Origin of the sequence: Halocatena marina, from assembly GCF_023276375.1 — an archaeon.
Taxonomy (GTDB): Archaea; Halobacteriota; Halobacteria; order Halobacteriales; family Haloarculaceae; genus Halocatena; species Halocatena marina.
Window position 1 is genome coordinate 2,058,652 of record NZ_JALLPK010000001.1, and the last position, 26,182, is coordinate 2,084,833.

At 55.0% G+C, this 26,182-nt stretch carries 31 protein-coding genes and 1 pseudogene; 4 read left to right on the forward strand and 28 right to left on the reverse strand.

The annotated features are described in order from the left end of the window. Positions 1-71 precede the first annotated feature (71 nt). Positions 72-791: a DUF7504 family protein gene (locus MW898_RS09200; RefSeq protein ID WP_248906502.1), complete on the forward strand. Its 720-nt coding sequence runs from the start codon at positions 72-74 to the stop codon at positions 789-791. Between the two features lie 125 nt (positions 792-916). Here MW898_RS09200 and MW898_RS09205 read toward each other — a convergent pair whose 3' ends face one another. Together MW898_RS09205 and MW898_RS09210 are read right to left on the reverse strand one after the other, a co-directional pair. Next, the gene (locus tag MW898_RS09205; RefSeq protein WP_248906504.1) at positions 917-1,876 is read right to left on the reverse strand and encodes a hypothetical protein; all 960 of its coding nucleotides are present in this window, start codon (positions 1,874-1,876) and stop codon (positions 917-919) included. A 66-nt stretch (positions 1,877-1,942) separates the two neighbouring features. After that, positions 1,943-3,091: a hypothetical protein gene (locus tag MW898_RS09210; protein WP_248906507.1), complete on the reverse strand. Its 1,149-nt coding sequence runs from the start codon at positions 3,089-3,091 to the stop codon at positions 1,943-1,945. Between the two features lie 533 nt (positions 3,092-3,624). Between MW898_RS09210 and MW898_RS09215 the strand changes: the two genes are divergently transcribed. From MW898_RS09215 to MW898_RS09225, 3 genes are all read left to right on the forward strand, one after another. Continuing rightward, positions 3,625-4,095: a hypothetical protein gene (locus MW898_RS09215; protein WP_248906509.1), complete on the forward strand. Its 471-nt coding sequence runs from the start codon at positions 3,625-3,627 to the stop codon at positions 4,093-4,095. A gap of 509 nt (positions 4,096-4,604) precedes the next feature. Then, positions 4,605-5,723, forward strand: a complete 1,119-nt coding sequence (locus tag MW898_RS09220; protein ID WP_248906511.1) for a TrbL/VirB6 family protein — start codon at positions 4,605-4,607, stop codon at positions 5,721-5,723. Between the two features lie 138 nt (positions 5,724-5,861). Next, positions 5,862-9,128 carry a VirB4 family type IV secretion system protein gene (locus tag MW898_RS09225; RefSeq protein ID WP_248906513.1) on the forward strand — a complete coding sequence of 1,089 codons (3,267 nt, stop codon included), beginning with the start codon at positions 5,862-5,864 and terminating at the stop codon, positions 9,126-9,128. Between the two features lie 163 nt (positions 9,129-9,291). Here MW898_RS09225 and MW898_RS09230 read toward each other — a convergent pair whose 3' ends face one another. The 26 genes and pseudogenes from MW898_RS09230 to MW898_RS09355 form a co-directional block, all read right to left on the reverse strand. After that, on the reverse strand, positions 9,292-10,869 hold the full coding sequence (locus MW898_RS09230) for an acetolactate synthase large subunit (protein WP_248906515.1): 1,578 nt from the start codon (positions 10,867-10,869) through the stop codon (positions 9,292-9,294). 455 nt (positions 10,870-11,324) lie between these two features. Beyond that, positions 11,325-12,779 (reverse strand): preprotein translocase subunit SecY, encoded by a 1,455-nt coding sequence (gene secY / locus MW898_RS09235; RefSeq protein WP_248906517.1) that lies wholly within the window; start codon positions 12,777-12,779, stop codon positions 11,325-11,327. Between the two features lie 210 nt (positions 12,780-12,989). Beyond that, a complete protein-coding gene (locus tag MW898_RS09240) occupies positions 12,990-13,478 on the reverse strand; it encodes an uL15m family ribosomal protein (protein WP_248906519.1) in 489 nt (162 codons plus the stop codon). Further along, positions 13,475-13,957 carry a 50S ribosomal protein L30 gene (gene rpmD / locus MW898_RS09245; RefSeq protein WP_248906522.1) on the reverse strand — a complete coding sequence of 161 codons (483 nt, stop codon included), beginning with the start codon at positions 13,955-13,957 and terminating at the stop codon, positions 13,475-13,477. Before rpmD ends, MW898_RS09240 begins: the two co-directional genes overlap by 4 nt. After that, complete coding sequence (locus MW898_RS09250) at positions 13,957-14,583, reverse strand: 30S ribosomal protein S5 (RefSeq protein WP_248906524.1); 627 nt, start codon at positions 14,581-14,583, stop codon at positions 13,957-13,959. Before MW898_RS09250 ends, rpmD begins: the two co-directional genes overlap by 1 nt. Continuing rightward, positions 14,580-15,134 (reverse strand): 50S ribosomal protein L18, encoded by a 555-nt coding sequence (locus MW898_RS09255; protein ID WP_248906526.1) that lies wholly within the window; start codon positions 15,132-15,134, stop codon positions 14,580-14,582. The genes MW898_RS09250 and MW898_RS09255 overlap by 4 nt, the downstream gene beginning before the upstream one ends. Positions 15,135-15,152: 18 nt before the next feature. Further along, positions 15,153-15,596 (reverse strand): 50S ribosomal protein L19e, encoded by a 444-nt coding sequence (locus MW898_RS09260; RefSeq protein ID WP_248906528.1) that lies wholly within the window; start codon positions 15,594-15,596, stop codon positions 15,153-15,155. After that, positions 15,589-16,332 carry a 50S ribosomal protein L32e gene (locus MW898_RS09265; RefSeq protein WP_248906530.1) on the reverse strand — a complete coding sequence of 248 codons (744 nt, stop codon included), beginning with the start codon at positions 16,330-16,332 and terminating at the stop codon, positions 15,589-15,591. The genes MW898_RS09260 and MW898_RS09265 overlap by 8 nt, the downstream gene beginning before the upstream one ends. Next, the gene (locus MW898_RS09270; protein ID WP_248906533.1) at positions 16,332-16,886 is read right to left on the reverse strand and encodes a 50S ribosomal protein L6; all 555 of its coding nucleotides are present in this window, start codon (positions 16,884-16,886) and stop codon (positions 16,332-16,334) included. Before MW898_RS09270 ends, MW898_RS09265 begins: the two co-directional genes overlap by 1 nt. Continuing rightward, the gene (locus MW898_RS09275) at positions 16,886-17,278 is read right to left on the reverse strand and encodes a 30S ribosomal protein S8 (protein WP_248906534.1); all 393 of its coding nucleotides are present in this window, start codon (positions 17,276-17,278) and stop codon (positions 16,886-16,888) included. Before MW898_RS09275 ends, MW898_RS09270 begins: the two co-directional genes overlap by 1 nt. A 2-nt stretch (positions 17,279-17,280) precedes the next feature. After that, positions 17,281-17,454 carry a 30S ribosomal protein S14 gene (locus tag MW898_RS09280; protein ID WP_248906536.1) on the reverse strand — a complete coding sequence of 58 codons (174 nt, stop codon included), beginning with the start codon at positions 17,452-17,454 and terminating at the stop codon, positions 17,281-17,283. A gap of 4 nt (positions 17,455-17,458) precedes the next feature. Next, positions 17,459-17,992 (reverse strand): 50S ribosomal protein L5, encoded by a 534-nt coding sequence (locus MW898_RS09285; protein WP_248906538.1) that lies wholly within the window; start codon positions 17,990-17,992, stop codon positions 17,459-17,461. Then, complete coding sequence (locus MW898_RS09290; protein WP_248906540.1) at positions 17,989-18,744, reverse strand: 30S ribosomal protein S4e; 756 nt, start codon at positions 18,742-18,744, stop codon at positions 17,989-17,991. The genes MW898_RS09285 and MW898_RS09290 overlap by 4 nt, the downstream gene beginning before the upstream one ends. Next, on the reverse strand, positions 18,741-19,097 hold the full coding sequence (rplX, locus tag MW898_RS09295) for a 50S ribosomal protein L24 (RefSeq protein WP_248906542.1): 357 nt from the start codon (positions 19,095-19,097) through the stop codon (positions 18,741-18,743). The genes MW898_RS09290 and rplX overlap by 4 nt, the downstream gene beginning before the upstream one ends. A 58-nt stretch (positions 19,098-19,155) precedes the next feature. After that, entirely contained in the window at positions 19,156-19,554 is a 399-nt protein-coding gene (locus MW898_RS09300; RefSeq protein WP_248906544.1) for a 50S ribosomal protein L14, read from the reverse strand. A 23-nt stretch (positions 19,555-19,577) separates the two neighbouring features. Continuing rightward, a pseudogene (locus tag MW898_RS09305) lies at positions 19,578-19,916 on the reverse strand (30S ribosomal protein S17); the annotation flags it as partial. Continuing rightward, positions 19,907-20,191 (reverse strand): ribonuclease P protein component 1, encoded by a 285-nt coding sequence (locus MW898_RS09310; RefSeq protein WP_248906549.1) that lies wholly within the window; start codon positions 20,189-20,191, stop codon positions 19,907-19,909. The gene MW898_RS09310 and the pseudogene MW898_RS09305, both read right to left, overlap by 10 nt. A gap of 6 nt (positions 20,192-20,197) precedes the next feature. Further along, complete coding sequence (rpmC, locus tag MW898_RS09315) at positions 20,198-20,410, reverse strand: 50S ribosomal protein L29 (RefSeq protein WP_248906551.1); 213 nt, start codon at positions 20,408-20,410, stop codon at positions 20,198-20,200. After that, the gene (locus MW898_RS09320; protein WP_248906553.1) at positions 20,411-21,415 is read right to left on the reverse strand and encodes a 30S ribosomal protein S3; all 1,005 of its coding nucleotides are present in this window, start codon (positions 21,413-21,415) and stop codon (positions 20,411-20,413) included. Beyond that, positions 21,416-21,892 (reverse strand): 50S ribosomal protein L22, encoded by a 477-nt coding sequence (locus MW898_RS09325; protein WP_248906556.1) that lies wholly within the window; start codon positions 21,890-21,892, stop codon positions 21,416-21,418. Position 21,893: 1 nt separating this feature from the next. Continuing rightward, positions 21,894-22,328 (reverse strand): 30S ribosomal protein S19, encoded by a 435-nt coding sequence (locus MW898_RS09330; RefSeq protein WP_248906558.1) that lies wholly within the window; start codon positions 22,326-22,328, stop codon positions 21,894-21,896. 31 nt (positions 22,329-22,359) lie between these two features. Continuing rightward, complete coding sequence (locus MW898_RS09335; RefSeq protein ID WP_248906559.1) at positions 22,360-23,088, reverse strand: 50S ribosomal protein L2; 729 nt, start codon at positions 23,086-23,088, stop codon at positions 22,360-22,362. A 2-nt stretch (positions 23,089-23,090) separates the two neighbouring features. Then, a complete protein-coding gene (locus MW898_RS09340; protein WP_248906561.1) occupies positions 23,091-23,354 on the reverse strand; it encodes a 50S ribosomal protein L23 in 264 nt (87 codons plus the stop codon). Then, positions 23,351-24,097 (reverse strand): 50S ribosomal protein L4, encoded by a 747-nt coding sequence (rpl4p, locus tag MW898_RS09345; protein WP_248906563.1) that lies wholly within the window; start codon positions 24,095-24,097, stop codon positions 23,351-23,353. The genes MW898_RS09340 and rpl4p overlap by 4 nt, the downstream gene beginning before the upstream one ends. After that, positions 24,094-25,110, reverse strand: coding sequence for a 50S ribosomal protein L3 (locus MW898_RS09350; RefSeq protein ID WP_248906565.1), 1,017 nt, complete (start codon positions 25,108-25,110; stop codon positions 24,094-24,096). Before MW898_RS09350 ends, rpl4p begins: the two co-directional genes overlap by 4 nt. A gap of 13 nt (positions 25,111-25,123) precedes the next feature. Then, positions 25,124-26,053, reverse strand: a complete 930-nt coding sequence (locus tag MW898_RS09355) for a putative RNA uridine N3 methyltransferase (protein ID WP_248906567.1) — start codon at positions 26,051-26,053, stop codon at positions 25,124-25,126. Positions 26,054-26,182 lie beyond the last annotated feature (129 nt).

A 26,182-nucleotide genomic window follows, 5' to 3' on the forward strand; every position in this document is an offset into this window, starting at 1 on the left:
AGTAGAGTTCGAAAATCATCAACCACAGTTCCACCGACATATTTAATACGGCCACAATCTATTAAAATATTATGGTTGATTCGGCCCATGATAGTGAACGAGACCCATCCTCCAGCGATTTGCAGCGCTTTACCGCTGCCTTAGATGAGCTCAAGCACGCTGGATGTATGGTGCTCGTCACCGGCACTGTCGATGAAACCGTTCGGGCCGCTACCTCCCGCCGGTTATTTGGCACACCCCAGCTTCCCCGCCAACGTGTCGTCGTTGTAACCGACGACGTCCCCCTCCAACCAACGTCGTACCTCCCAGACGGGATTAATCCAGACTGTACGGATGTCCACCTGTGTGGATGGGGAAAATTTCCTCGAAGAAGCGTTAGATTACAAGATAGCCGTCTTTCAGATAGTGGCCCTCCTGAACTCGCTGCGTATTCACGGCATCTTAACGAAGTACTTGCAGAGACAGAATCCTCATCGGTCAGGCCTCCGGGTGTATTTCGAGTCGGAATTCTCAGCCTATCGGATATCGTCGCACAGTATGGCCAGAAAGAGACAGTGGAATTCTTCGACCAGTTTAGCCAACAAGTCAGATCGTACTGTGGGTTGGGACACTGTCACTTACCACTGCCTTCAGATAGTACGGTAACGAACTCACTTGCGAACACCGTCGATATCCACGTTCACCTTCGAGACCGAGAAGGTCATCTCCCAGAACAGCACTGGCACCTCTGTGGATTTGATCACAGTTCTGGATGGATTCCAATCGAACCATCACAATCCACCGCGTACTGATCGCTCGCCACCCTCCACAAGCTGAAAGCAACAATCACACTGAAGGAGCGGCTCAAAACAACGGATACAGAATTTTCGTGTCCAGTCGTGATTCAAGGAGGACGAGGGTCAAAATATGGAAGTGATTACCACCGTCGCTCTCGTGGACTGAAAATCCAGAGTGTAGAAAACGCCACTACCATCAGAAGGAAAATCCCCCCTACAACACTGATGAACAGTTCGCTGTTTGATGAGTTGGTAGTGGTTGTCGATGTGGCATTTTCGCTCGTCGTGGTCGTCACTCGAGAATCAGTTCTCCGTTCCGACACTGTCGTCGAAGTGGCCGGTGGCTTGTTCTCCGTTACGGTCGGCGACGGGGTTGATGTCGCAGTCGGCGTAGCTGTTGGTTTGGAAACTGAGGCACGCTGACCGTTTATGAAAACGTGTGCCTGCCCATCAAACGATGACGAAGTAATATTACCACCAAAGTAAAACGAATCCGCACGATCGGTGAGTTGTCCTCGAATTGTTGTGCTATTCGTCTTCGCGTTTTTCTTTGTGGCGTTCGTCGTATCTTTTTTCTCCGCTTTTTCGCCCCCAATAGCGTCGCCTGTCACTGTTATTTGGTATTGGACAGGCTGTTTGTTTGTCCCGTTAGCATTCGGATTCCGTATCTCAATGTAGTTGTCGTCAAGCACAGACGGCTGTACTCGTTGACCGTTGAGGAGCACCTGAGCATCGCCACCTTGAATCTGAAATGACTGTATATAACCGATGTAATTGATGACATCCTTGGTATCATTACTCTTATTCTGCCATGGATAGGGGCCAACACGACCAGAGAGGCTTGTCCCTTGGATAGTATCGCTTTCGGCAGTCTCACCCGTGATGCCTTTTGAAGCGGTGACGGCGTATCTGACGGGTTTCCCCGTCGTCTTCTTGATGACGAGGGTGTGTGTTTTTTCTGATTGTGCTGACGACGTGTTTGCTTGATTTGCAGGGGGTACTGCGCTGCCGGCAGCTACGACCGAAAGCCCAAGCACAGCAAGGGTGAGTAAAGCAAGGGGGATGATCCGATTCGATCGGGGCTTGTCTGTGGACGACATATGATTTCGATCAGAATTGTGGGTAGCGTAGTAATTGTAGTTGTGGATTTGTTCGTATTTGATCCCTTATTGGTCAGCGGACGCAGGAATGGTCGATGGTTTAGTCAAATCATCAGTCTTGTTGTCTGTCGAGTTGGTTGTATTAGCTACGTTTAAAATCTGATTGAGATTCATCGGTGACAGAGTTGCCTTTGGTGGTGAGACGGACGAAGTGTCGGAACGGTTCATCATCTTGTTCCGTAGTTTTTGTAGCCACTGCCGTCCGGGCTTGACCGCCTGTGGTCCGTACTTGTTATCTTTCACGCGCACGTCGGCATCACTGAGAGAGAAAACAACACCCTCTGGATCTCCAGATTTAGCACCTCCTTTTTGTTCGGCACACCAGTTATTACAGAATCGCGCGTGTTGTTGAGGATATCCTTGAATTGAGAACGCAGAGTTCGATGTGAGTTCGAAGACGTTGTGATGGACGTTAACAAACGATCCAGCGACCATTCCCTGAGTCGATTGTCCAAGATAGTCGAGGTTTTCTCCCAAATAATGCATATCGAAGGCGTGCTGGACCGAATGTGGGCCTACAACGTTGAAGCGAGCTTCGTAGCCATTTGTTGGATAGCCAAAACCTGCGATAGAATGGCGATTTCGATCGAAATAGTTCCATTCGATCAGATGCCGTCCATTATAGAGCTCCATCGGATATCCGAGATGATTCATCTGATTACTGTGCATGAAGTTGTGGTGGATCCATCCTTGTGTTGCTCGCGTCTTTGATCCGAGGGCCACTCCTGCGAATGTCCAACCAGCAACCTCACAGTTATCGAGGATAGCAGTATGTCCTTGAAGCTTGAACCCCAGCGCTGAATAATCTTCCAAGCTCTCTCTATCAGAAGCTGGGTCGAAATAGTCCAATCGTGGTCCTTGCAGGCTGATTCCTGTGATACGACATCCACCCGAAGGATTGATGAAGATACCCTTATCATAGCCGTCGGTTTTGATTGTTCCCCCTGTGTCGTCGTTCAAGAGACGCCCACTAGCAATCGTTACATTGGGTGCGATAGGAACACCGATCGCACCCGTCATATCAATTGTGACATCATTAGGAATCCAGACCACAGCTTCGGGATGCTTGACGGCCTCAATGAGTGCAGATCGGTTACTCACGACGTATGTTGCCATCTCTTTCGTGATACGGTGTTGCTGAGTGGCAAACTGCATGGGAGGATATTTCAAATCCTCTGTGTTGTATTTCGCAGGATATAATTTTTCTAGACAACCGCCCAGCGAAGAGAAACTCACCACGCCAGCGGTCGCCACAACGCCCTGAAGAAGGCGTCGTCTAGACGCTCGGTCGGAAGTGTGCAATTCAGACATCACACTGGTTAGAATAACGAACAGAACTGAGGTTTGTTTCAACCCGTACTAAGTGAGAAACGGTATCAGTATCGATAGGATTTTCTTCCCCCGGTGTCAGACTGTCGTCTGTGCCCATCTCGTCTCACCTTCCAGATAACGCCCATTCAATGCAATCGGACGTATCTCGTATTCGCACCACCGGCGTCCGCGCAATCTGCGAACGACTATTTGCGACAAAGAACCCACACATGACATCCCTCAATAAATTATCCACATCTGTTATTTCTTCTATTAGCATCATTCAGGTTATGGATGTTCAGGGCTGAACAGTAAATAATCTTTGGGGGGACAAGGCGGTACTTTTTTATACCCACTTGCTAATATTAACGTAGACTATGATCAAAAAGACATCTCTCAATCGGGGAGTCGAAGCATCCAAAACAGCTGCCAAGCGGTGTTGGCACGAACTCAGATGGATCATCACCCAACCAGGCCGTCATGATTTGTACATGGCCATGTTCGTGACAGCTCTTTTCACCACTCCACTTTGGGCACAACCTGTTGCTGCTCAGGTTGGCGTCTCCGAAGCAGAACAAGTCTTGTGCAACGGAAGCACGGGATTCAATATCGCACAAATAATAACTGTCGGGTTGGGTATGATATCGATGTACTTCATTTTGAAGTTCCTCCTCCGGATGATGACTGGGCTCGATAAGGCAGGGAGCACGGATTCGAGTGCCCAGCAACAAGGTAAGCAAGAAGCAAAAGGTGGAGTTTATTCACTTCTTGCGGCTCTTCTCCCAGTTCTAGTTCCCGTCTTCTTGAATACAGCAGGGATCAACGTCGCATCGTGTTTGTTCCCGTAGAAAGGAGGTCCGCTGTGACTCGTGCTCGTAACCGCCATGTGATCGTATTGGTGTGTGTGTTGTGCCTGTGTAGTGGACTTGTGAGTCCAGCGTTAGCAGCTCAGAGCGTGGGAGACAGTGGCGGGGAGGCGATCCAAGTTGCTACCAAATCTCCGATCCAAACAGCACAGAACCAACCATCATCCAACACATCGAATACATCGAATACGTCGAATACGACAAATCAAAACCAATCATCGGCTAATACACCAAATTCATCAAACACGACAAATCAAAACCAAACCTCAGCCAATACATCTAATGCATCGAATGAAAGCGGGGTTGGTGTCGGAATTCATTCCCTCAACAAAAAAGAAGCAAATGATCTTCTGAAATCAAAGGGATCTCAATCATCTCAGAACACACAATCATCGATAAATGGACCTAGTGGTCAGACAAACGCCCAAGTGAATGAGGATAATAGTTCTGAGAATAAAAGTGCCAAAGAATATACTATAAGAGTTGGCCCCATGGAGGTCCCGATCGGCGAAGCAGTTGCTGAATCAATTCAGTTCATCGTCGATAAAACGAGTGCGGGAATTGCATCGTTGATCAACACATTTCACGAGTACATTCTTGGTCTCCCAGCACCAGGAGAGGCGACAGATATATCATCGTGGATGAATGCGGGAGGCTGGTGGACAGCAGTGTATGGGGTCTACGGTATCATGTCGGCGATAGCGATCGCACTGCTGACGCCCTCGTTCATGGTGGCAACAGATAAAGTCGATCGACAGGAACGACACGCATACTTCATTGAACTCAGTAAGGCCGCCTTTTTCATCTTACTGGGCATCCCAGTGATCGCGTTTTGTCTTCATCTCGGCAATTCGTTAACGCTAGCTGTTGCACCGAAAGGACTCGATTTCATAGCATCGTTAGCGGGTCTTAAGGAACTCGGGGTAGGGATTATATTCGGATTTATCCTCCTCATGTCAAAGGGATCGCTCGTCGCAATAGGAATAATTTGTACGATGTTAATCCATATTCTGGTCTATCTCGTTGTTGCATTCTGGCCGATCTTCTGGGCCTTTCGAGTGCAGCCGCAATCCACGATGAAAGGATTCGGTCACATGGGCATTGCACTGTTCCCACTGCTCATCCTCATGAAGTTCGTTCAGGCCGGAATTCTCCGATTTCTTTTCGAAATCCCGTACGGCGGCGGCGCAGGAGCGATATTCAAATTGGTGGCGACGACCGGCGGACTCACAATCGCACTGATCGCGTTGCCGTATGCCACCGTAACGAAGCTCGTTCCTGGATCAGCAATGCTGATGGAGAACATGAACCGCAAACAGAAAGTCATCCACGAGCACGAAGACGTTAATGTAAACGTCACACATACACAGCAAGTCAGTGACGAACACGTCGGACCGAAAAGCGAAAATCCCGACCAACCAACATCTTCCTGGGCAGCCGGGAAGAAACCGAATGGGTACCAGTCAACCACCGGACCGAGTAGCGAAAATCCAAATCCCAATTCGTTCAACAGAGGACCGAGCACGTACACAGGAGGTTCTAGTAGCGGACCAAACAGTGGTAGCGGTGGCAGAGACCAGAGCAGCGGCGGTGATAACGATGGTAAATAATGTGCTTTCAGTGGCGAGTCAGCAATCGAATATTAGACATGAGTACTATGATATATCAAGAGGCAATCAAAGAATGCCATGTATTATCGAACCGCAACGCAACAAATCAGTGATGCATTCACATATCATCGATAGACTATGAGCACGGATCCATCGAATACAGAGACCACATCCACGAGAACGAGCCTAGTATTACCGTACGTCGATACCGACGTGACGATTAAAGGTGTCATCACCTTTGATAACGTTCACACGTTTGCCGTCCCGTTCGCCGCGCTGGTTGTTGCTCTTCTCGCGTGGTCGGTTGAGGCCACTGCACTTGCTTTTGTTGCGTTTCTAGTTGGTCTCATTGGATTGCCAATTGTGCTGTATCTCACATACACCAATCCATACTATCTCTCATCCCGCGAACGTCTTGAACAGTTTATTGAGTCACGTCGCCTCCAGCAGAAATTCCCGTACGAGTACCACGAAGCGCTTGGTCGGCAGATACACGGTGTCGAGCGATTCTATCCAGACGGAACAGCGAAGATGAAAGATGGACGTCGTGTCGGTCTTATCCGAGTAACAGGAGTAAATGCCTGCCGAATAACCGATGATGAATCACAGTCCTACGTAGGTGCACTGACAAGCGGCATCGACGAACAAATAAAGGATGTGTCGTTTTCCATCTACGGCACATCAAGTGATTTCGAAACGGAGGAGCTAGTCAGGCACTACACTGATCGCGCGAACGGAACCGACAAATGGAAGGACAAACCCCTTGCACGAACTGATCGGGCGGCACAGTACGTTCGGGAACTGCTCGTCGATGTTGCCAACTGGTTCGTCGAAGCGGAAGCTCCAAAGTGGGATGCGAACAAGTGGGGATACTACGTTGTTGTTGATGTCTCTCCGAGCGGGTCAAACACTACTCAATCGACGAAGAGATCAAATCGTTCGTGGCGGTCACGTCTCCTCCCGATGGTGGGAGATGAAGAAACCGAAACGCAAGACCGAGAAACGGAGCTACGCGCAGAGCTCGATCAGCAGATGAGCACCGTCGAGGGAGCGCTCGCCTCCGTCGAGGGGCTCGACACCGAACGCGCAGGAGTTCTCGATCACTCAAGTGTGCTCTTGCAGTACTGGTCTGGAGAACCCGCAACGTCGCTCAGCACAGAAGTCAAGAAGGCGATGGCTGACGACGACAACCGTGTGAACGTCGGTGAAACGCCGACCGAGCGGATGCTCACTCCGAGTAAGTTCGATGCGAAAGATGGACGCATTGAAGTCGGGGACGAACTCTGCAAAACGTTCTGTGTCATGGACTGGCCGGTTGAGCCGCCACCGTTCTTTCTCGCCGACCTCTTCACTATGCGGAAGGCAAATATCGACGTTCGCATCCACGTCGAGCCTGAGCACAAACAGGCGGCGATCGATGAACTCGAGAAGACGTATGCAGACGTCGAATCGGAGGAGATGGAGCGAAATCGGAACATGGATGCGAGCAAGATCCAGATCCAAAACGACAAGGATGCGGTGAGGAAGATGTACCTCCTCCTCCGAAACACGACTGCACAACCGTGGAAAGTGAGTATGTACGTCACGGTTCGCGTTGGACCAACTGAGGCCTATGAGTACGCTCAGCAGACAGGGCGCGGAGGTGATGACCTCTATCTAGCGAAGATCCGAGCACTCGAAGCTGCGTGTCAGGACGTCCTCGAAGTGATGACGAGTGCTCCAGCAGGACTTGGTCCCCGTCAAGCGAGTACGAACGCCTCAGCACTCGATATGTTCGAATCCAGTTCTCCGACGGGGACCGACCTCTACCACGAGATGGGAGATAAGCCAAAACGAACACGGATGCTCGGTGGTTCGATCGGTGCGATGTTCCCGTGGTGTGGGGGTGTCATGCAAGAGCCAGGTGGACTCCGATTCGGACGAAACAAACAGAACGGATCGGCGATTTTTGCAGATCCGTTCGAGCGTGGTGCACCGCATCTCCTCACGTTAGGGCAGACTCGGTCTGGAAAGACGTATTCCGTCGAGACCGCGCTCGCAGAGTGGTTCTGTGCAGATCCGACCCGAACGCTCATCGTCTGCGATACCGAACAAGGCTTCGAAGGACTCACGCAACTCTGTGGTGGAAAACACGTCGTCGTTGACGGCAAGCAGACGATCAACCCATTCGACATTCAGCGGCCACCGAGGAGGATTCGTGAATCGAATATCGGAGCGTCGAATCATTTCCAGATGAAAATCGACGAAGTGACGAGTTTCTTCGCAGGAATTCTACGCGCACAGGGAATTGATCCGTCCCGGTATATTTCCACTATCGAAGACGCTGTGCAAGAAACGTACGAATCCATTGGAATCACGCGCGACCCAGAGACGCACAACAAAGAAAGCCCAACAATCTCCGACTTCGTTACTGTGCTGGAGGACATGCTGACCAATCCCGAAGAGTTTACGTTTACCGGTCACGAGCGTGAGGCCGAGCAGCGGGTTCGTGTTGTCTCTAACCTTCTCGATAAGCTCAGCGGATTCAAAGAGGGACGGAAGTATCACCACATGGTCGGTGAGACGGACGCCAGTCTCCTTGACCGTGAGATCGACATGGCATACATCGATCTCAGTCAGTTCAATGAGGCGTCCGAAGCGGAAAAGTCGGTCATGTTGCACCTGATCTTCGGACAGGTCTACCAGAAAGTGAAGCGCACTCGAGGCGAGATCATTTTCCTCATCGACGAGGCGCACTTCCTTCTCCACAGCGAGGAGATGATCGAGTATCTCCAAGACGCTGCACGGAGTTGGGCACGGTACGATGCAGCGCTGTGGTTCGTCACGCAATCACCGCGGGAGTTCATCGAACGCGCTCAATCAATTGGGGAAGGACAGGAGAACCAACGTCGGACCATCCTCGATCAGTGCTCGACGATTCAGACGTTCCGGACGCCACGAATCGAACCAGAACTGCTCATGGATGGGCTGGGGCAAAACCACAATCAAGCCGACTTCGTCCGGAATACAGCCGTCACAGGAAGCTCAGAAAGTCAGTATTCTGAGTGTCTTATCCACTTCCAAGATCGAGAAGGATGGTGGGAGAGCCGAATCGAGGCCAGCCCATTCGAAGATCTTGTTTGGAACTACGCGGGCCGAAAGCACGGTGATTTCCATCAGTATATCGTGGACAATTGGGACGGAATATCGGCCCGCCCTGACGAAATCAAGACTGCAGACGAGAGTGAAAACGGATACGGACACGATAGCAGGCGCGGGAATAACGGCCACGACCGAGATGAGATGTCCGATGGCGACACACCGGACCCAACATCTGAGTCACAGTCTCAGAACCCCGAACAGTCATCACACGAGGACACGACAGCTACCAACGGTAGCAAGTGGGACGACCACACGATCAAGTAGCCAAGTAATTAGCGTCTCCTCACGTGCTTCATTCACACTTTGTGGAACGGTCAGCCTGCCGTTGCTTCCAGCATTCGTCTGATTGATTTGGTGAATGCGATAACTGACCTAACCTCACTTGAAATCTCTCACTGATAGCACTCTGTCTCGAATCGATCGACACCTACTCGATTCGAATTTCTACGAGACTCAGTTCATCGCTCGGGATAGTGGCTTGGAGAACATCGTGAATCTCTGTCCACGAATCAGGTCGATAGGCATCGATACCAAAGCTCTCGGCATACGCGACGAAATCGGGATTCGTCAAACGCGTTCCAAACGACTCACCAGTGTGATCTCGCTGTTTCTCCGAAATGAGCCCATAATCATTGTCATTAAAGATGATCACGGTGAATCCAAGATCCAGCCGAGTCGCTGTTTCGAGTTCCGCGCTGTTCATCATGAATCCACCATCGCCGGTCACAGCGACAATCTGCTCATCAACAGCAAGGTCGGCAGCGATTGCACCAGGGACAGCGATTCCCATGCTCGCTAATCCGTTCGAGATAAGGCAGGTGTTCGGTTCGTACGTAGGGTAGCTCTGTGCAATGGCCATCTTGTGGCTGCCGACATCGGAGATGAGTACGTCCGTGTCGTCCATCACGTCCCTGAGATACGGGAGCGTATTCCGGACGGTTACCGGATCATCCTCCTCAGGTCGTTGCGTCACTTCCTCGATGATTGATTCTCGGAGCTTGTTGTACCAGTTCGTATCTGCGGTGGCGATGGCTTCAGAACTCAGTGCCCGGAGCCCGGCCGAGATATCACAGACGATCTCGACTTCCGGATTGTAGTGTTCGTACACTTCGGCAGGTTCGAAGTCGAGATGTACGATGCGCGTGTTTAGATCCGGATTCCACCGCTCGGGATCGTGCTCTGCGATGTCATAGCCAACTGCAAGCACTGTATCAGCACTCTCGATCACACGCTTTGTCTGATTGCGAGAACCCGAATCGAGCGTCATCAACGAGTGGTCGTCTGCATCGGAAACTGCACCCTTTCCCATGTACGTTGCAATAACTGGCATCTCTGTCTCGCCGATGAACGACCGCAACTGTTCTGCAGAACGTGTTCGGACGGCCCCATTTCCTGCAAGAATCACTGGTTTTTCTGCATCAGAGAGTATCGATCCAGCCATCTCGACTGCCGTTGCATCTGGACTCGGTCGACGAACTCTCTTCCGTGATTCGAGCGGCTGTGTCCCCGTCACACTCGCCGCAATATCCTCTGGAATCTCGATGTGGGTTGCGCCGGGCTTTTCGAATTCGGCGAGCTTAAACGCCTTTCTGACGGCTTCGTTGATGGTATCTGGATCGTCAATCTGTGTGTTCCACTTGGTAATCGGCTCGAAAATACTGACAATATCCAGCGATTGATGGCTCTCTTTATGCATCCGTTCGAGATTCCCCTGACCCGTGATAGCCACGACAGGAGATTTATCGAGATGTGCATCGGCGACTCCCGTGAGGAGGTTCGTCGCTCCGGGTCCAAGCGTGGAGAGACAGACGCCAGCCTCACCGGTGAGCCGGCCGTGGACATCGGCCATGAACGCTGCACCTTGCTCGTGACGAACGGGAATGAACTCAATCGAGGAATTCGACAACGAGAACAACACATCCTCCAGTTCCTCTCCCGGAAGTCCAAAAACGCGCTCGACGTCCTCGATTTTCAGACACTCGACGAGTAGATCCGATGCCTGCATGGTGTAGGTGTCTCGGGCAATGCACATCAATCAGGTGGGACAACAGTTCACGTACTATTTGTGCGTCGACGCACGCGTTGCTGGTCGGTCGAAGCGTACAGCGTGGCCTTCACTCGGCGGTATACGTATTGGTCATCCAGCTACGGGCATCGCTGGTCTGCATCGAGAGATGGTGTGCGGCCCGAGATCGTCTGTGAGCGTGATCACCGCATTCTGGCCATCATCTAGAAAAAACGCTCATCGAGATCCATCGTCCGAACATCGAACGCAGAATGCCGGTCGAGTACGGCTTGCGCTGCCATCTGGAAGCATCCGAATACGCTGCTGTCTCTCGGAGTTCATCGACCACCTACTCGGGAAGTACGACCGTGTGAACGTCGAGAAAATACACTCGGTCGTGGACAAACAGTTACCCTTTCTGGCTTCTGTCGTTGTTAGAATGGAGAATCAGCCCGTCAGCCGAACATGTCTCGCATGATGGGATGCATTTCCATGAGTTGCTCTTCGGCGATCTCTTCGTACAGCTTGTACGTGATTGAAACCGTCAGCAACAGCCCAGTTCCCGAGACCTGCCCGATGGTTCCCAGCATATTCGCACCGACGGCTAGCAGGCCGACGAGCGCGCCACCGATCACTGTGACCTGTGGAATGTAGCGTTCGAGCACCTTCTCCATCACACCCGGATTACGTCGGAAGCCAGGGATCTGCATCCCCGAATCCTGAATCTGTTTGGCGGTCTCTTTGGGACCCATCCCCGTGGTTTCTACCCAGAACATCGCAAAGATCGCCCCACCGATCACCATGAACGTGAGGTCAATCGCGATCCGAATCGTGACATCGAAAGGCTGGGTCGAAAGCTCCGACAGCCAATTGGTCGAGTTGATCGGCGCGAGATAGTAAAACAACCCGCTCGTTGGCTGTCCCCTGTTGTAAACGCCCAGCCACGCAGGCATCCCGCCACCCAGTTGGGAGTTAAGAATGCGGCCGAAGAACTGGATGTTGGCCTGCAGCGCCCGTACGAGAATCATTGGGAGAACACTCGCGTAGATGAGCTTCACCGGGAAGCGCCCGCGTGCGCCCTTGACCTTCGCGTGGCTCAGTGGAATCTCTACGCGGACGCTCTCCGCGTAGACAACGACTCCGAAGATCAACAGCGTCGTCAGCAGCGCTAGTATTTGGCCCTGTCCGAGGAAGATGGCCTGGAGGCCACTAGCAGACAACGGTGGGCCAATCGAGAGCTGTCCAGTGAGGATTTGTGCCCACGCGACGAAAAATCCAAGTTGACCACCATCGGAGAGTCCTCCCCACTGGATGAATCCGCCGATGAGCTGCTGGCTGACCCCCGCAACGATGAACAGGCCAATACCACTCCCGACGCCCCACTTACTGATGACCTCATCCATGAACAGCACGAGGATGCCGCCAACGAACAGCTGCGCGAAGATGATCCACTTCACACCAAGTAACCCCACGCCCAACTGCTGGGCAACTGCTTCGTTAGCCGGGAGCAACCCACCGACAAACACCATCGGCAGGCCAGTCAAGCAGATCATCACCACTACCAGTAGCTTCTGGAGACCCTGATAGAGCGCCTGATCGCGCGGGTTCGACGTATCGAGCCCAAGTAGATCTGCACCACCCAACAGCTGCAACACAATGCTCGCGGTGACGATCGGTCCAATGCCCAAGTGTAGCACTGATCCTTGTTGGCCCGCGAGGATCGAGCGGAACTGCCCGAACACATCGGTCCCTGGATCGGCACCGTACAGGAAAACGTTCGTAAGGAAAAAATACAGCACAAGTACGCCCGCGGTCCAGCCCAGCTTGCGTCGGAATGGGACGTGACCCTCCGGACGCGCGACCGTCGGCATCCGCGTGAGTACCGGCGCGGCGGTCTCCTTCCAAGTCATTCTATAGTGCCGTTAGCGTAGTTCGTTTGTAGTTCCTTCGATAGCGCATAGAAGAGCCTCGGTACTAGCCAGTCAACGAACAAGTTGATCCATAACACAACCCGCACATAACCAAATAACATGTTTAATATTAACTTCTATCTCAAGAATTAAATGACGAATATTGAATGTGTACGAGATGGCGAATACGCAGCCAACGTGTACGTGTTATTATTCGTCTTCGTCTTCTTCAGCCGTCTCGTCGGCTTCGCGTTCTTCCCCGAGTTCCGTAAGGATTGCACTGCCACCCTCGTTTTCGATCTGTTCGACCGCGCTCTCAGAGAAGGCATCAGCCGTCACATCGAGAGACGTGTGTAGCTGGCCGCCGCCGAGAACCTTCACGACATCAACGTCGTTGGACGCATCGACGACCTCGCGGGCATCGATCGCGTAGCCATCGTCGGTCTCCTCGGCTACTCCGTCTGCTGCATACAGGGCGATATCTTCATCAAGCGTTCTGAGGTCGATCGTTTCGACGTTCTCCTGTACTTTTGGCGGTCGCTTGAAACCGTGCTTTCCGAGCGGTCCGTAATTGTGGAATTCGTGTTTAGAGCGGCCTGCATTCCCCCGGCCACCGCGATGGCCGGCGCCACGGCGATTCTTGTGCGTTCCGCCGCCGTGCGTGCGAGAGCCGCGCTGTCGTCGCTTTTTACTCGTCATCGCATTGTGGTGAGGAGGCTATCGATCTCCTCGGTCGTGTGCTTTCCAAGCTGGCCACCTTCCTTCGTCGGGTGTTTGATGCCATCGTGACCACCGCGCGGCGGGTGAAGCCGCATCGTCGGTGACAACCCCTGCTCGCGCAGCGTTGTTTCCTCAGCCACGAGGGCACCAGCCAGTGAATCGACACTATCGTATTCTGTGTTCTGTTCGACCCACTCGTCGTCGATCGAGTTCGCTTGGTCGTCCTCAGTCTCAGTTGAGATGGGTTTCCCGCGCGTTTGCAACAACAGCGCAACGACCTCTTCACTCGGTTGACCGTGGGCGATCCAGTCGTTCACCTTCGTGACCATTCCACGGTAGGTGTCTGACTCTGGAACGAGCGTACAGTGATTGACACGCCCGAGGTTGAGCATCGACATGGTGTCACGGACGCCCTGACTCATGTCGACCTCTCCTCGAACCTGAACGAGAGCCCGCATCAATCTGCCACCTCTAGTTGCTCCGGACGTGGGCCACGTGCCTGTGCGGAGTTTCGAAGCGCGTTGTACGTCGCCTTCGAGAGATTGATCGTTGTTCGAGTGTTGCCAAAGCTCTTGGTCCATGCATCCTCGACACCTGCAAGTTCGAGGACACTGCGGACGGTCTCACTCGCTGCAAGACCCAGTCCGAGTGGTGCAGGCATGAGTTCGACAGTAACGCTGCCAGCCTTTCCTGCCGTCTTGCGTGCCAGTGAATGGGAGCCGCCCGCACGGTCTTCCCACGAGCCACTGCCGCGCTCAACGTTGATGATGTTCAGCTTCGCGATTTCGATCGCCTTCTGAATTGCACCACCAACCTGATCGTCTCGTCCTTCTGCGTAGCCGACGTATCCGTCTCGATTACCGACGACGACGGCACAGCGGAACTTGACTCGTCGACCCGAGTCAGTCATTCGCTGGACCATGTTAATGTCGAGAACGTCGTCTTCGAGATCGGGCAGTAGCTGGTCGACGATCTCCGGCTCCTTCAGCGGGAGACCCGACGCGAGAGCCTGCTCCATCGACGTGATGTCGCCCTCAACGACTTGCTTGCCCAGCCGGGTACGTGGTTCCCAGCCGTTACTCATAGCTCATCCTCCAGTCGTTCGCGTACGTCATCGAAGTGTTCTGGTAGTGTTGTTGCATCGAAGTCACCGCCGTAGAGCGGTTCATCGAGAGACTCGGCGTACTCTGCGATGTGTTCGCCACGGGTCCGTCCCCAATCAGCGAACACCGATTCGCTGTGCGGAATTTCGAGACCGGCGTCGATGGCCCCTTCCTGCAGCGCGAACACCTTGTTACCAGGTGTTGCAGTGTTGAGGCCGATATCGAGCACTGCTTCTTCGAGTCCCTCAGCAAGCGCACGCTTGCCGGCGAGAAAGCCGGTCAAGTACGCTGCCGGAAGGTTTGATGTTGGGGCCTCCCAGCCGAACTCACCGAGATCCGATGAGTGTGCGCTCGCTGCCGTGTGATCTCCACTTGCTCCTGTGCTCACCAGCTGCGCCCTGATGTGCTTGTTGCTCTTGCGAGCAACGAGGCGTGGCTTGCCGGATTTCAACAGGCGCAACCGCTGATGGTAGTTCGTTCGTACCTCGCGGCGACGCCGCATCGGTACTTTGTATCGTGGTCCGGTTGCCATGATTTGATGTGATTTGATTCAGTAGTTGTTCGTAATGTATCGTTCGAGGTCGCCCACGCTGTCGAACCCGCCACCGCTTGCTCTGTTGTACAACTCACGGTATGCAGAACGCGAGAGGTCTCCCTCATCGCGGAGTTCACGCAGCCGTTTGCGCTGTGCGCGGATGCGACTCTCCCATTCCTCCTTCGAATTCTGTCGTGCGCCCGCGGTTCCCCGCCGGGACCCGTGTCCCTTCAGGTGACCGTACGCACGCTTTTTGTTGCGTTCACGGGCGCGACCACGCGAATTCGAACGCTTCTCTCGTTTCGATTTGATGACACCGCGATCGATGAGATCGCGGATGTCTTCCCGAGTGATCGCATCAGCGATCTCGTCCTGTGCGCCAGGATCGAGCCAGACGCGGTTTTTCCCGACGTCGAGCTCGTCTGCAGCCAGTCGTTTCTGGTTTTTGAGATTACTCATTGTCTACAGACACCTCCACGTACGTCGGATTGAGGATGCGGATTCCAGCGTCTTCGGCGTCCTCCTCGATACGTTCGCGCTTTCGTGCGCCAACAGTCGAGGCAATACGAGCCGCTTGGGTATCGCCATCAATACCGTCGAGATCGTCCGTGTTGAAGACACGAACTTCCTCGAATCCGCTCGGGTGACGACCACGGACCGCTTTCGGCGTTCGGTAGCCAGCTTCGACTGTCTGACCTTTGCCTTTGATCCCTCGTCGCTGCTTCGAGAGGTTTCCACGTGGGCGTCGCCACGATTCTGGCGTCCGCTTTTTCTTGTGGTGATCTTGTCGCTTGAACGACGGTTTCCCTTCTCGTGTTCGTCGTCCGAGCAGCCGTTCAGTCGTCTCATCGAGATCAGGCGTCTTATCAGCGAGTCCACGCGGACGCAACACTGTCTCGGTTTCGTCCGTTGATGGCTCCTCTTCGGCGCCTTCTTCCTCAATTTCGGCTTGCGTTTCCTCCTCGATTTCGAGTTCACCGATATCGGCCTTGATACGCGCAGCGAGCGCGTTACCAATGCTCGGTACGTCAGCGAGATCAGACTGGCTTGCTGCGCGAATGTCGTCAATCGACTCGTATCCAGCCTCCCGCAACGATTCGGCCTTGACCTCGCCGATACCACTGATATCAGTGAGTGAAGCACTCACGTCCGATTCGGTCTGGTCTTCGATTTCTGTTTCTGATTCGTCTGCCATCAGGCTTCACCTCGGTTCGGTTTCTGCGTGATGTAGACGCCGTCTTGGAAGACACGAGGGTCTTTATCGGTCACGCGTGTCAGCTGCTCTATGTCAGCAGCGGTCTGTCCGACGGCTTCGATATCAGGACCCGAGAGAGTTAGCTCCTCACCGCTGACTTGTACCTCGGTGTCACCGTGGATCTCCGTTCGACGCGCGGATTTCTCGCCGAGGAAATTCGAGATGACAACTTCATCTCCCTCGACACTCACTTGCATCGGAAAGTGTGAGTAGAGAACTTCCATCTCGTATTCCCATCCTTCAGTCACGCCGTGAATCATATTCTTGACGTGGCTTTCGAACGTTCCCACGGTCGCGAGCGTCTTCGCGTCCGTGTTGTCGCTCTCGAATGTTACCACACCGCCATCGTCGTCACTGTCATCGACAGTGACGCTGATATCGGGATACCACAGCCGCCGCGTCACCGCGCCCGTTGGTCCCTCGATCGTGAGATCGAGATGATCAATCGACGCGTCGACATCGTCTGATAGTTTTATTTCTGTTTCGACAGTCATCAGTACACGTATGCGATTACTTGGCCACCGACACCCTGTTCGCGGGCTTCGTAGTGGCTCATGATGCCGCTGCTCGTCGTCACGATGAGCGTCCCGTAATCGCGCGCAGGGAGATACCGTTTCTCCCACGTCTCGAACTCGTCGACACTAGCCGAGTATCGCGGTGTTACAGGTCCGCACTCGTTGATGGCACCTTTTAGATCGACCTCGAACTCGCCGGCTTTGCCATCATCGACGTACTGGAAGCCGTCGATATACCCGAAGTCATAGAAGACTTCGAGGACGCTGCCAATGATGTTCGAGGCGGGCGATACCGTGTGGCTGAGATGCCCTACGCTCTCGGCGTTGTCGACTCCCGAAAGCGCATTGCTGAGTGGATCGTTGTCCGCCATAGTTAGCTGTACTTTTTGAATCCCATCTCGCGGGCGATTTCGCGGAAGCACTGCCGGCAGAGCCAGATGTCGTACTTACCGACTAACCCCTGCTTTCGTTCGCAGCGCTGACACTCCTGAACCTGCTCGGTTCGCTTCGAGGCGTGCTCGCCCGTCTGTGTTCTACTTTCACTCATTGTGTTACTGTACCGTTGTATCGAACTCCTGTTCGAGGAACGCGATTGCGTCCTCGATGGTGAGTCGATGGTTCGAGGGGATCTGTCGATGGACCTTGTCTCGCTTTCTGACGCGGTATCCCGGTCGAACGAGATTCACCGTCACATCGAGTCCGTAGATCCCAACGTTCGGATCGTACTCCTGTCCCTCGAAGTTGGTGTGCTCTTCGATACCGAAGCTGAAGTTCCCCGATTCGTCGAACTGCTTGTACTCGATTTCGACGAACGAAAGCGTCGTATTGAGGAACTCACGAGCATCATCGCCACGAAGAGTCACCTTCGCGCCGATTGGGTCACCCTCACGGATACCGAAGTCCGGAACGGTGCGTTCTGCAACCGTTCGAACCGGTTCCTGATCGGTGACTTCAGTGAGGATGTCTTCGGCATCTGCGAGCCGACGGCCACCCTCACCGATGCCCATGTGGACAACGACTTTCTCGATGACCGGTTCGCGCATCTCGTGGAACGGCTTGTCCTGAGATTCGCTCTCACTGCTCACGTGTCATCCACCTCTGCTTCGCCTTCGTTTTCGTTTTCGTCGGCAGCACTGTCTCCATCAAGGAAGTTCTCGTCGATGACGACGACGTACTCCTCGACGGTCTCGAAACCGCCATTGTCATCGTCTTCTTGTGAGACAGTGACGCCGTTTGGGGAGCTTCCGGAAGTGACCGTAATCTCCTCAATTCGTCCGATCTCTCCCGCATGACGTCCCTGAACAGCCGTGACGAGTTCACCCTCCTCGTAGGCGAAGTGGGCGAGAATCTCATCGTTCTCGGTAGCGACGACGATTGAGTCACCGCAGCTGACAGACTCATCGTCGGTCAGCAGCGTCTGTCCATCGTGAAGGCCAAGTTGGATCTGTCCGCCCTTGATGTGGCGTTTGTCCGTGACCTTTCCGAGTTTGCCGTCGGTGTCTTCGGCGTCGATTGGCGTCAGTGCGAGCCGTCCACCCTCATCAGGGAAGACACGGTAGTACTCATCGCGTTCGGCGAACGAGATGATATCGAACATCCCAACAGGACGACGAACGTCCGATGGTAGCTCACCGTTGACCAGCACACTCCCCTGTGAGAGGGCGTACTGTGCCTCTTTTTTCGAGTCGGCGTAGCCGAGCACGTCGCGGAGCAAGATGAGCAAGGGAACTCCTGACTCACCGTGCGGGCCTGCGCCCGCTTTGACAGTATAATGTTGCTCCTTGCGTGCAACCGGCCACGACTTCGGTACCGAAAGTCGCTTTTGATGTTTACTCATTCGTTCTCCTCCGTCAGGCGCGCCTCGCGTCGATCATCCGAAAGGTCGAGATCAGTCACGCGAACGTTGCTCGCATCGAGTGGCCGTGGCACTTCCTCGCCGTCGGCCTTCTCTAGCGTCACGTCCTCGACGTGAATGATCGCCTTCCGCAGATCCACGTTCACGACTTCAGCCTCTTCGCCCGCGAAATCGCCGCGAAGCACCTCGACGGTGTCACCGGCGTTGACGCGAACGGAGCGCTGGCCGTATTCCTCTCTCAGCTCCTCCGAGAGAGGTGAGCGGACCTGCTTGTGGCGCTCGTGCAGCGGTGCGCGCTGTTGATTGATCCGTTGTTTGCGTGGTTGTCGAGTCATACTCAGTTCGATTCAGTTCGATTCAGTTCGGTGATCACGTTTGTATACACACTCACGTTTAGACGATCATCGTCGCCGTGCTGGCGACACTTCCGAACCGTTCTGCGACCTCTCGTGCGATGGGGCCTTTGATCTCGGTTCCGCGGGGATCGTGATTTTCATCCACGATGACTGCCGCGTTATCTTCGAACTTTACGCGGGTCCCGCTTGGCCGTCTGATCGACTTACGTTGTCGAATGACGACTGCCTTGAGCACCTGGCGGCGCATTTCTGGCGTCCCTTTTGTAACCGAAACAGTGACGAGGTCACCGAGTCCGGCCTTCGGGTGACGGTTTTTCGTACCGCCATAGCCATCGACACTGATGACTTTCAGTTCGCGCGCGCCAGTGTTATCGGCGCAGGTGACGAGTGAGCCTTTTTCGAGGCCTTGCGTAACGTCAGCGTTGAGCGCCCGCATCACTCCTCACCCCCATTTTCACCAGCCGCCGAGGTAACCTCGACGACCACGTGTGATTTCGTCTTCGAGAGTGGTCGCGTCTCTGCTATTTTCACGACATCGTCGGTCGAGAGCGGCTCGAGCACGCCGGGCACGTGTGCCGGGATGCGCGAGCGTCGCTTCATATACCGGTCGTACTTCGGCACCTTCACCTCGTACTCCCGCTCGACGATGACGGTCCGTTCCATATCCGTCGAAACGACTCGCCCCTCGATCACCTGTCCGCGAACGGATAGGCGACCATAGAACGGGCACGTTTCGTAATCGTAGTCCTCCGGGCTTTCCGGCTCCGGTGGTTGCTCTACGTCGAGTCCTATTGCCATTGTGAACCTCTTGTGCGTTCGGTGCGTCGAGCCGGTCGTGCGATCAGTCGTTCGCCATCGACGGTGACATAGTCACCGTCTGGAAGCGCAAACTCGAACGTCACGACACCCTTCGGCACCTGTCGCGCCCGAGAACCCTCCGAGATGGTGAGGGTGTGCATCGTCTCCATGACGATGTCACCTTCACACCCGAGAAGTGTCGGGTCACACGACTCGACGACCTGCACTCGCAGGCCAATGAGTTCGTGTCGCGGAAGGGTTTCGGTAGTCAACATACTATTCTATTCGTCTTCGAAATCGCCCTCTTCGCGCTGGATCGTCTTGATCCGCGCAATCGCACGGCGAAGCTCTTTGATTTCGCCTGGATTATCTGGGGCGCCGCCAGTCGCTTGTACAGCGCGATCGTTGAGCAGTTCTGTCTCGAGATCGTCCAGCTCCGCTTGACGTTCAAGCGGCGACATGTCTCGAAGCTCTTCAGCACTGATGATCGACATTTACTCTTGCACCTCCGAATCAGCATTCGAGTCAGAGTCTGAATCCGAATCTGAGCTACCGTCATCGGCAGCTGCAGCCGTTTCGGCTTCTTCATCGTCAGCATCCTCGGTATCGGCTTCCATCTCATCGAGAAGATCTTCTGCTTCGGTTTCGACCTCCTCATCGAGTTCATCGAGTTCCGCTTCGATGTCGCCTTCTTCGGGAGGAGTAATTTGTGTGTCCTCATCGAGGACTTCTTCCTCGAAGACCTCCTCCTCTGCCGTCTCCGCGCTGGTTTCGTCCTGCGATTGCGTCTGGGTACTATCCTGATCGCTGGGTTCGGATTCTTCGTCGGTGTCGCCTTCTCCAGCGAGTAGTTCCTCGACGCCCTCTTTCTCTTCCGGTTCGATGATGTACTCGGAGATGTCGACGTCCTCCTGAACTTGGAAGTCGTCGGGCAGCTCGGCGTTTGGCGGAATGATTTTCACCGTCACACCGATTGTACCGAGCTTCATGACCGCGACGCTTTGGCCATCATCGACGATGGCGTCCGCGGGTTCACCGTTGTGCTTGATGTAGCCCCGGTTGAATTTCTCGACACGCGATCGTGCGCCCGTGACCTTCCCAGACAGGACGATCTCGGCACCCAGTGCACCCGAATCCATGATGCGATCAATGGTGGTGTGGCCAGCTTTTCGGAAGTACCAGCCACGTTCGAGCGCGTTTGCGAGCCGATCAGCGACGATCTGAGCGTTCAGATCCGGTTCGTCGACTTCTTGAACGTCGATTTGTGGATCGTCGAGATCGAACCGTTGTTCGAGTTCCGACGTGATCTTCCGGATGTTCTTCCCGCCTTTGCCGATCACCATTCCGGGCTTTTCGGCTTTTAGGACGATCTGTGTCCCCATCGGGGTTTTGGCAACATCCATGCCGCCGTAGCCCGCTCGATCGAGTTCTGTTTGGAAGAACTCGTTGATCTGTGTCCGCTGGATTCCATCGGCGATGAATTGGTGTTCGTCAGCCATCTATTCGCTCACCTCTGTGTCGGTGTCCTCGCTCAAGACGAGTTCGACGTCGACCTGTGGCGTGTTCCACGCGGTCGCACGACCCATCGCTCTCGGCTTTCGACCGGGACTTTCGCCGACCTTGTGTGCCGCGATATGCATGATCTCCATCGACGTGCCGTCGAATCCCTGATGGTCGGCGTTCGAGACGCCGTTTTCGAGCAGGTCGAGGAACGCATTGCTGACCTTTTCGGGATATCGACCGGCATCCCAGCCATCGATATCATTCCGGTGACCAACACCGCTGTTGTGGGACTTGAACGGCACTGACCGCTCGCCGTCGATAACGGCGTTGAGATACTCCATTGCCTCGTCGGCAGTCATCCCTTTGATGGTGCGGGCGATCTCCTTGCTGTGCTTGTGACTCATGTGACGCTCCCGGAGCATCGCTTTCGCCGTTGTGTCCGGGTCTGCGTCGACACTGTAGCTGATTCCCATATTATTTGAGTGGTACGAACTTCGAGGAGCGTGTCGCACCAATACCGGCCTGACCGTGCTCGACCGACCGTCGCGTGAGCACAAACTCACCGAGGTAGTGACCAAGCATCTCCGGTTGGACACGCACCCGCTCGAAGTTCTGTCCATCGTAGACCGCGAACGTCTTATCGACGAACTGCGGCAGGATGGGCATATCGCGCAGGTGTGTCCGAAGTGGCCGGTTTGCCGACTCCTCCGAGTCACGCGCATCTGCCTTCTCGAACAGCTTTTCCTGTTCGGTGGTCAGACCGCGATTGATACTTCGCCGCTTTCGTGCGGGGAGCAGTTCTGCGAACTCCGTTACCTCCATGTCACGGAGTTCTGGGAGCGTATAGCCACGATACGTGAACTCTTCGTCCGAGTCGCGGCCGATCTGGTAATCCGAATTTGAACTCATATGTCAGATCACTGTGATTGTTAGTTTCATCTCATCTCCCTTTGCCACCGCGGCCAGTCCGGCGGGATGCGATGTCACCGACCTTACGTCCCGGCGGCGCATCTCTCGATACACTTTTCGGTTGGCCTGGGTGTTGACGGCCACCACCACCGAACGGGTGATCGACCGCATTCATCGCAACTCCACGCACGCGTGGCCATTTTGTGCCACGAGCACGCATCTTGTGATATTTATTTCCGGCTTTCACGAACGGTTTCTCGGTTCGACCACCGCCAGCAACCACACCAATCGTGGCGCGACAGTCTGGCGAAAGTCGACGGACCTCACCACTCGGGAGTTGAACCACCGCAGCGTTGCGGTCGTGGGCGAGCAGCGTCGCACTCACGCCCGATGCGCGAGCGAACTTGCCACCGTCTCCGGCTTGCCGCTCGACGTTACACACTGGAACTCCTTCCGGGATCTCGCGGAGCGGAAGCGTGTTGCCCGGTGAGATCTCGGCGCTGATGCCGATCTGGATCTCATCGCCGACGGTGATGCCTTCGGGCGCAAGCACAAGTCGCTGGTCGCCGTCTTCGAATTCGACGGCCGCGATGGGTGCTGCGCGCGCTGGATCGTGTTCGATGTCGACAATCTCTCCACTGAGGACATCCGTTCCTTCCTCGTTCGTTCGGTGAGAGAGGTTGGCCTTGTATCGATTCGAGGGAGCACGGAACGTCGGTGTTCCGCGACCACGTCGCTGACCGAGGATGCGTCGTCCCACGATCAGAACACCCCAATCCGTGAGGCGACTTCCTGTGCGTCGTCGTCCTCGGATAGGCGCACGGTGGCCTTCTTCGTTCCCTGTGGCGTTACTTGCGTTGTGACGCTCTCGGCGGCGATGTCGAACAGCTCTGCGAGCGCCTCCTTAATCTCGGGTTTCGAGGCGTCGAGAGCGACGATGAACTCAAGTTTGTTATCGTAGTCCATCTTGTCCATCGCCTTCTCGGTCACGTTCGGATGACGGATTATGTCCGTACCATTGCTCATCTGTTGCTCACCTCCTCGATTGCGCTCTCGGTGAAGACGGTGAGCCGACCAGCGTGTGTACCTGGGGCGAGATCTTCCGCGTAGACCTCTTGTGCCGTCGCCACGTCAGCGCCAGCGAGATTCCGAGCAGCTTTCGATGGCTCTTCGCTCGTTACGAAGAGGATCGACTTTGGCTGCTTGTACTTTCGCCCGCGAGTCGTTCCGCGACCGGCACGAACCGTCTTGCCGTCGTCTGCGCGTTCGATATCCGCGTGGATGCCGAGTGCTTCGAGAACCTCGGTGACCGCTTGGGTCTTCACAAGATCCTCAAACTCGTCGCTCACGACCACCGGAAACTCGAGATCGTCGTCGAATTGGTGACCGCGCTCGCGCACGAGTTCGACATCAGCCGTCGCCGCAAGTGCGCTTTGCACTGCGAGTTGGCGTTCTTTCTTGTTGATCTTCTTCCCACGATCCGTCTCGGTCTTGGGCGGGTGTGCCCGGCGACCACCGACGGTTTGTGGAACGCGCCGACCGACGCTGTTCTGGCGTGGCACGTGGGCCATGCCGCGTCCGCTGCCGAACGATTCGGCGGGCGTACGCATTCCAGCGTACTCGTCAGCACCGTAGTCCTGTGCTCGATTGGCTTGGGCGGCGCGCACCGCACGCTCGACGAGGTCGGGGCGGTATGGTGTCTCGAACACCTCGGGGAGATCTATCTCTCCACTCTCGCTGCCGTCCAAACCGCGTACTGTTGCCTTCATCCTTGGTCACTCTTCGTAGAGACGTACCGGACCTCTGGATCGAGGCGCGGTTGGTCGTTCGGTCGGACGGCGGGGCGGAGTCGCACGAGGCGCTGTTTCGGTCCTGGCAACGAGCCTTTCACGAGAACGTAGCCACCGTTGACCTCACCGTAGTTGATGAAACCGCCATCAGGCGTCACGTCCTCGTCACCGATGGATATGATTCGCTTGTTCAACTCGGTCCGCTGGTGGTAGCCCATCTGTCCCTGTTGTGGGACGGTTGAGCGAACACGCGATGGGTTCCATGGGCCGAGGTTACCGATACGGCGTTTCCAGCCCTGTCGGTAGTGTTTGCCCTTTCGCTTTTGGACACCCCAGCGCTTGACGGGACCCTGTGTCCCTTTGCCTTTCGTGATACCCGCGACATCGGTGTACTCGCCCGCTCGGAAGACATCCGAAACGGTGTGTTCACCGCCGTCTGCGAGGAGATCCATGGCGAAGTCAACTCGCTCACCGAGCGTTCCTCCGCCCACGCGTGTCTCCATTACGTCCGGTTTTCGCTTCGGGACGCTCGGGAGTTCACCCGGGAGCGTGTGCGTGATAAGACGCACATCCCCGAGATCTCCCGTTTCGAGAGCGTCTCGAATGATCTGTTCTTGTCCCTGGTGATCACTGCGCTCGTCTGGAAGATCGACTGCACGTTCAAGGTCCTCGTGAACCTCGTCAGTCCAAACTTCCGTGAGCGGACGGTGACCGTATGGGGTCTTCTCGTAGGCCCGAAGGGCGACCGCGCGCACTGGCGGGGTCTCGATAACCGTGACAGGAACGGTCTCCTCCATCCCTTCGCGGGGAGAATCGGGCTCATCGTTGATCAAAACGACGTGGGACATCCCGGCCTTGTAGCCGGCGAACCCCTGAAGCCCAACCTGCCCGTCATCGTCGGGCCAGGTGCTGATTCGAGGCACCTCGCTCGACGCGCGAACGCGTGGGCCGAAGCCCATCGAGCCTTTTCGTGGTCTGCTTGGCGTTGGCATGGTTTTTCAATATTCACTCCAGATTGAGGCACGCAAGTGTTGCAAACATCGCTTCTTCAGTTCGCACGGTCTTGCTGCCTTGATTTGGAACCGTATTGAGCCAGAGGTCGAACCGGGACCTGTCCGGTTTCGGTCCGTCGTCCGACGTGTCATCTCGTGCGCCGACCGCATCTGGGTCGACGTCTAATATCTCTGGAAGGCCACGTTCCGGTGCACCGAACGCAACGGTGTACGCACTGTCACCTTTGCCTTCGGCTGCATCCGTGTCCGTATCCGTGCTCGTACTCGTGCTAGTGACTCCAGCTCCGTCGTCAGTCAGTTGTTGACGGAGAGTACGGAGCAGCGAGATAGAGAGTACCTCGCCGTAGCGCGACGACGCGATACGGAACCCCGCATCGGGTCGCTTGAGCACTGTATCTAACTCCGCGCGCTCAACGCTCATCCCTGGAAGGGGATTATTAACGATCCGCGCACGAAGTGGCCGTCGCGAAGAGATCCTGATGGTAACGCGCTCTCTCTCATCCACCGACATATTCGGTGGAACAACGAGAGAGAGTGGGTGTTGCAGGCCGCAATTGACCCGAACGCGCCCGTCAGATCCGACCTCGGTCACGATTCCCTGTCTTAACGACCCCGAATCGTTCGATCCGGAGCCGGTCTGTGCGACAGCGCGGAGTGGCGGCAAGACGCCCACGTACTCCAGTTCGTTCCGCCGTCCCCAGACTTCCTTTCGGAGGTACGGGGGTGTGGCCGCGTAGGCCAGGACGGTGCGAACGAACCCGCCATCGCGCCTGCGTTCCCCCTCCGAATCGGGGTACACGACAAGACGATCGACCCGAAACACCGTCGCCGCACGGGCGACGTAACCGAGTTTGCGGGTCGCCTCCCGCTTGTCTCGGGCTTCTCGGGTCAGCGATGACGGCACGAGTACGGTAACTGTCATGCCGATACACTTCCTCACTATCCACTAGACTGTGCTACTCCTTCCGGATACGCTCGTAAAAGGATAGCGCTTCAGTACGGGAATGGGACGGCTTCGCACGCTAATTCGGGTCACTATGCCATGCAAAAA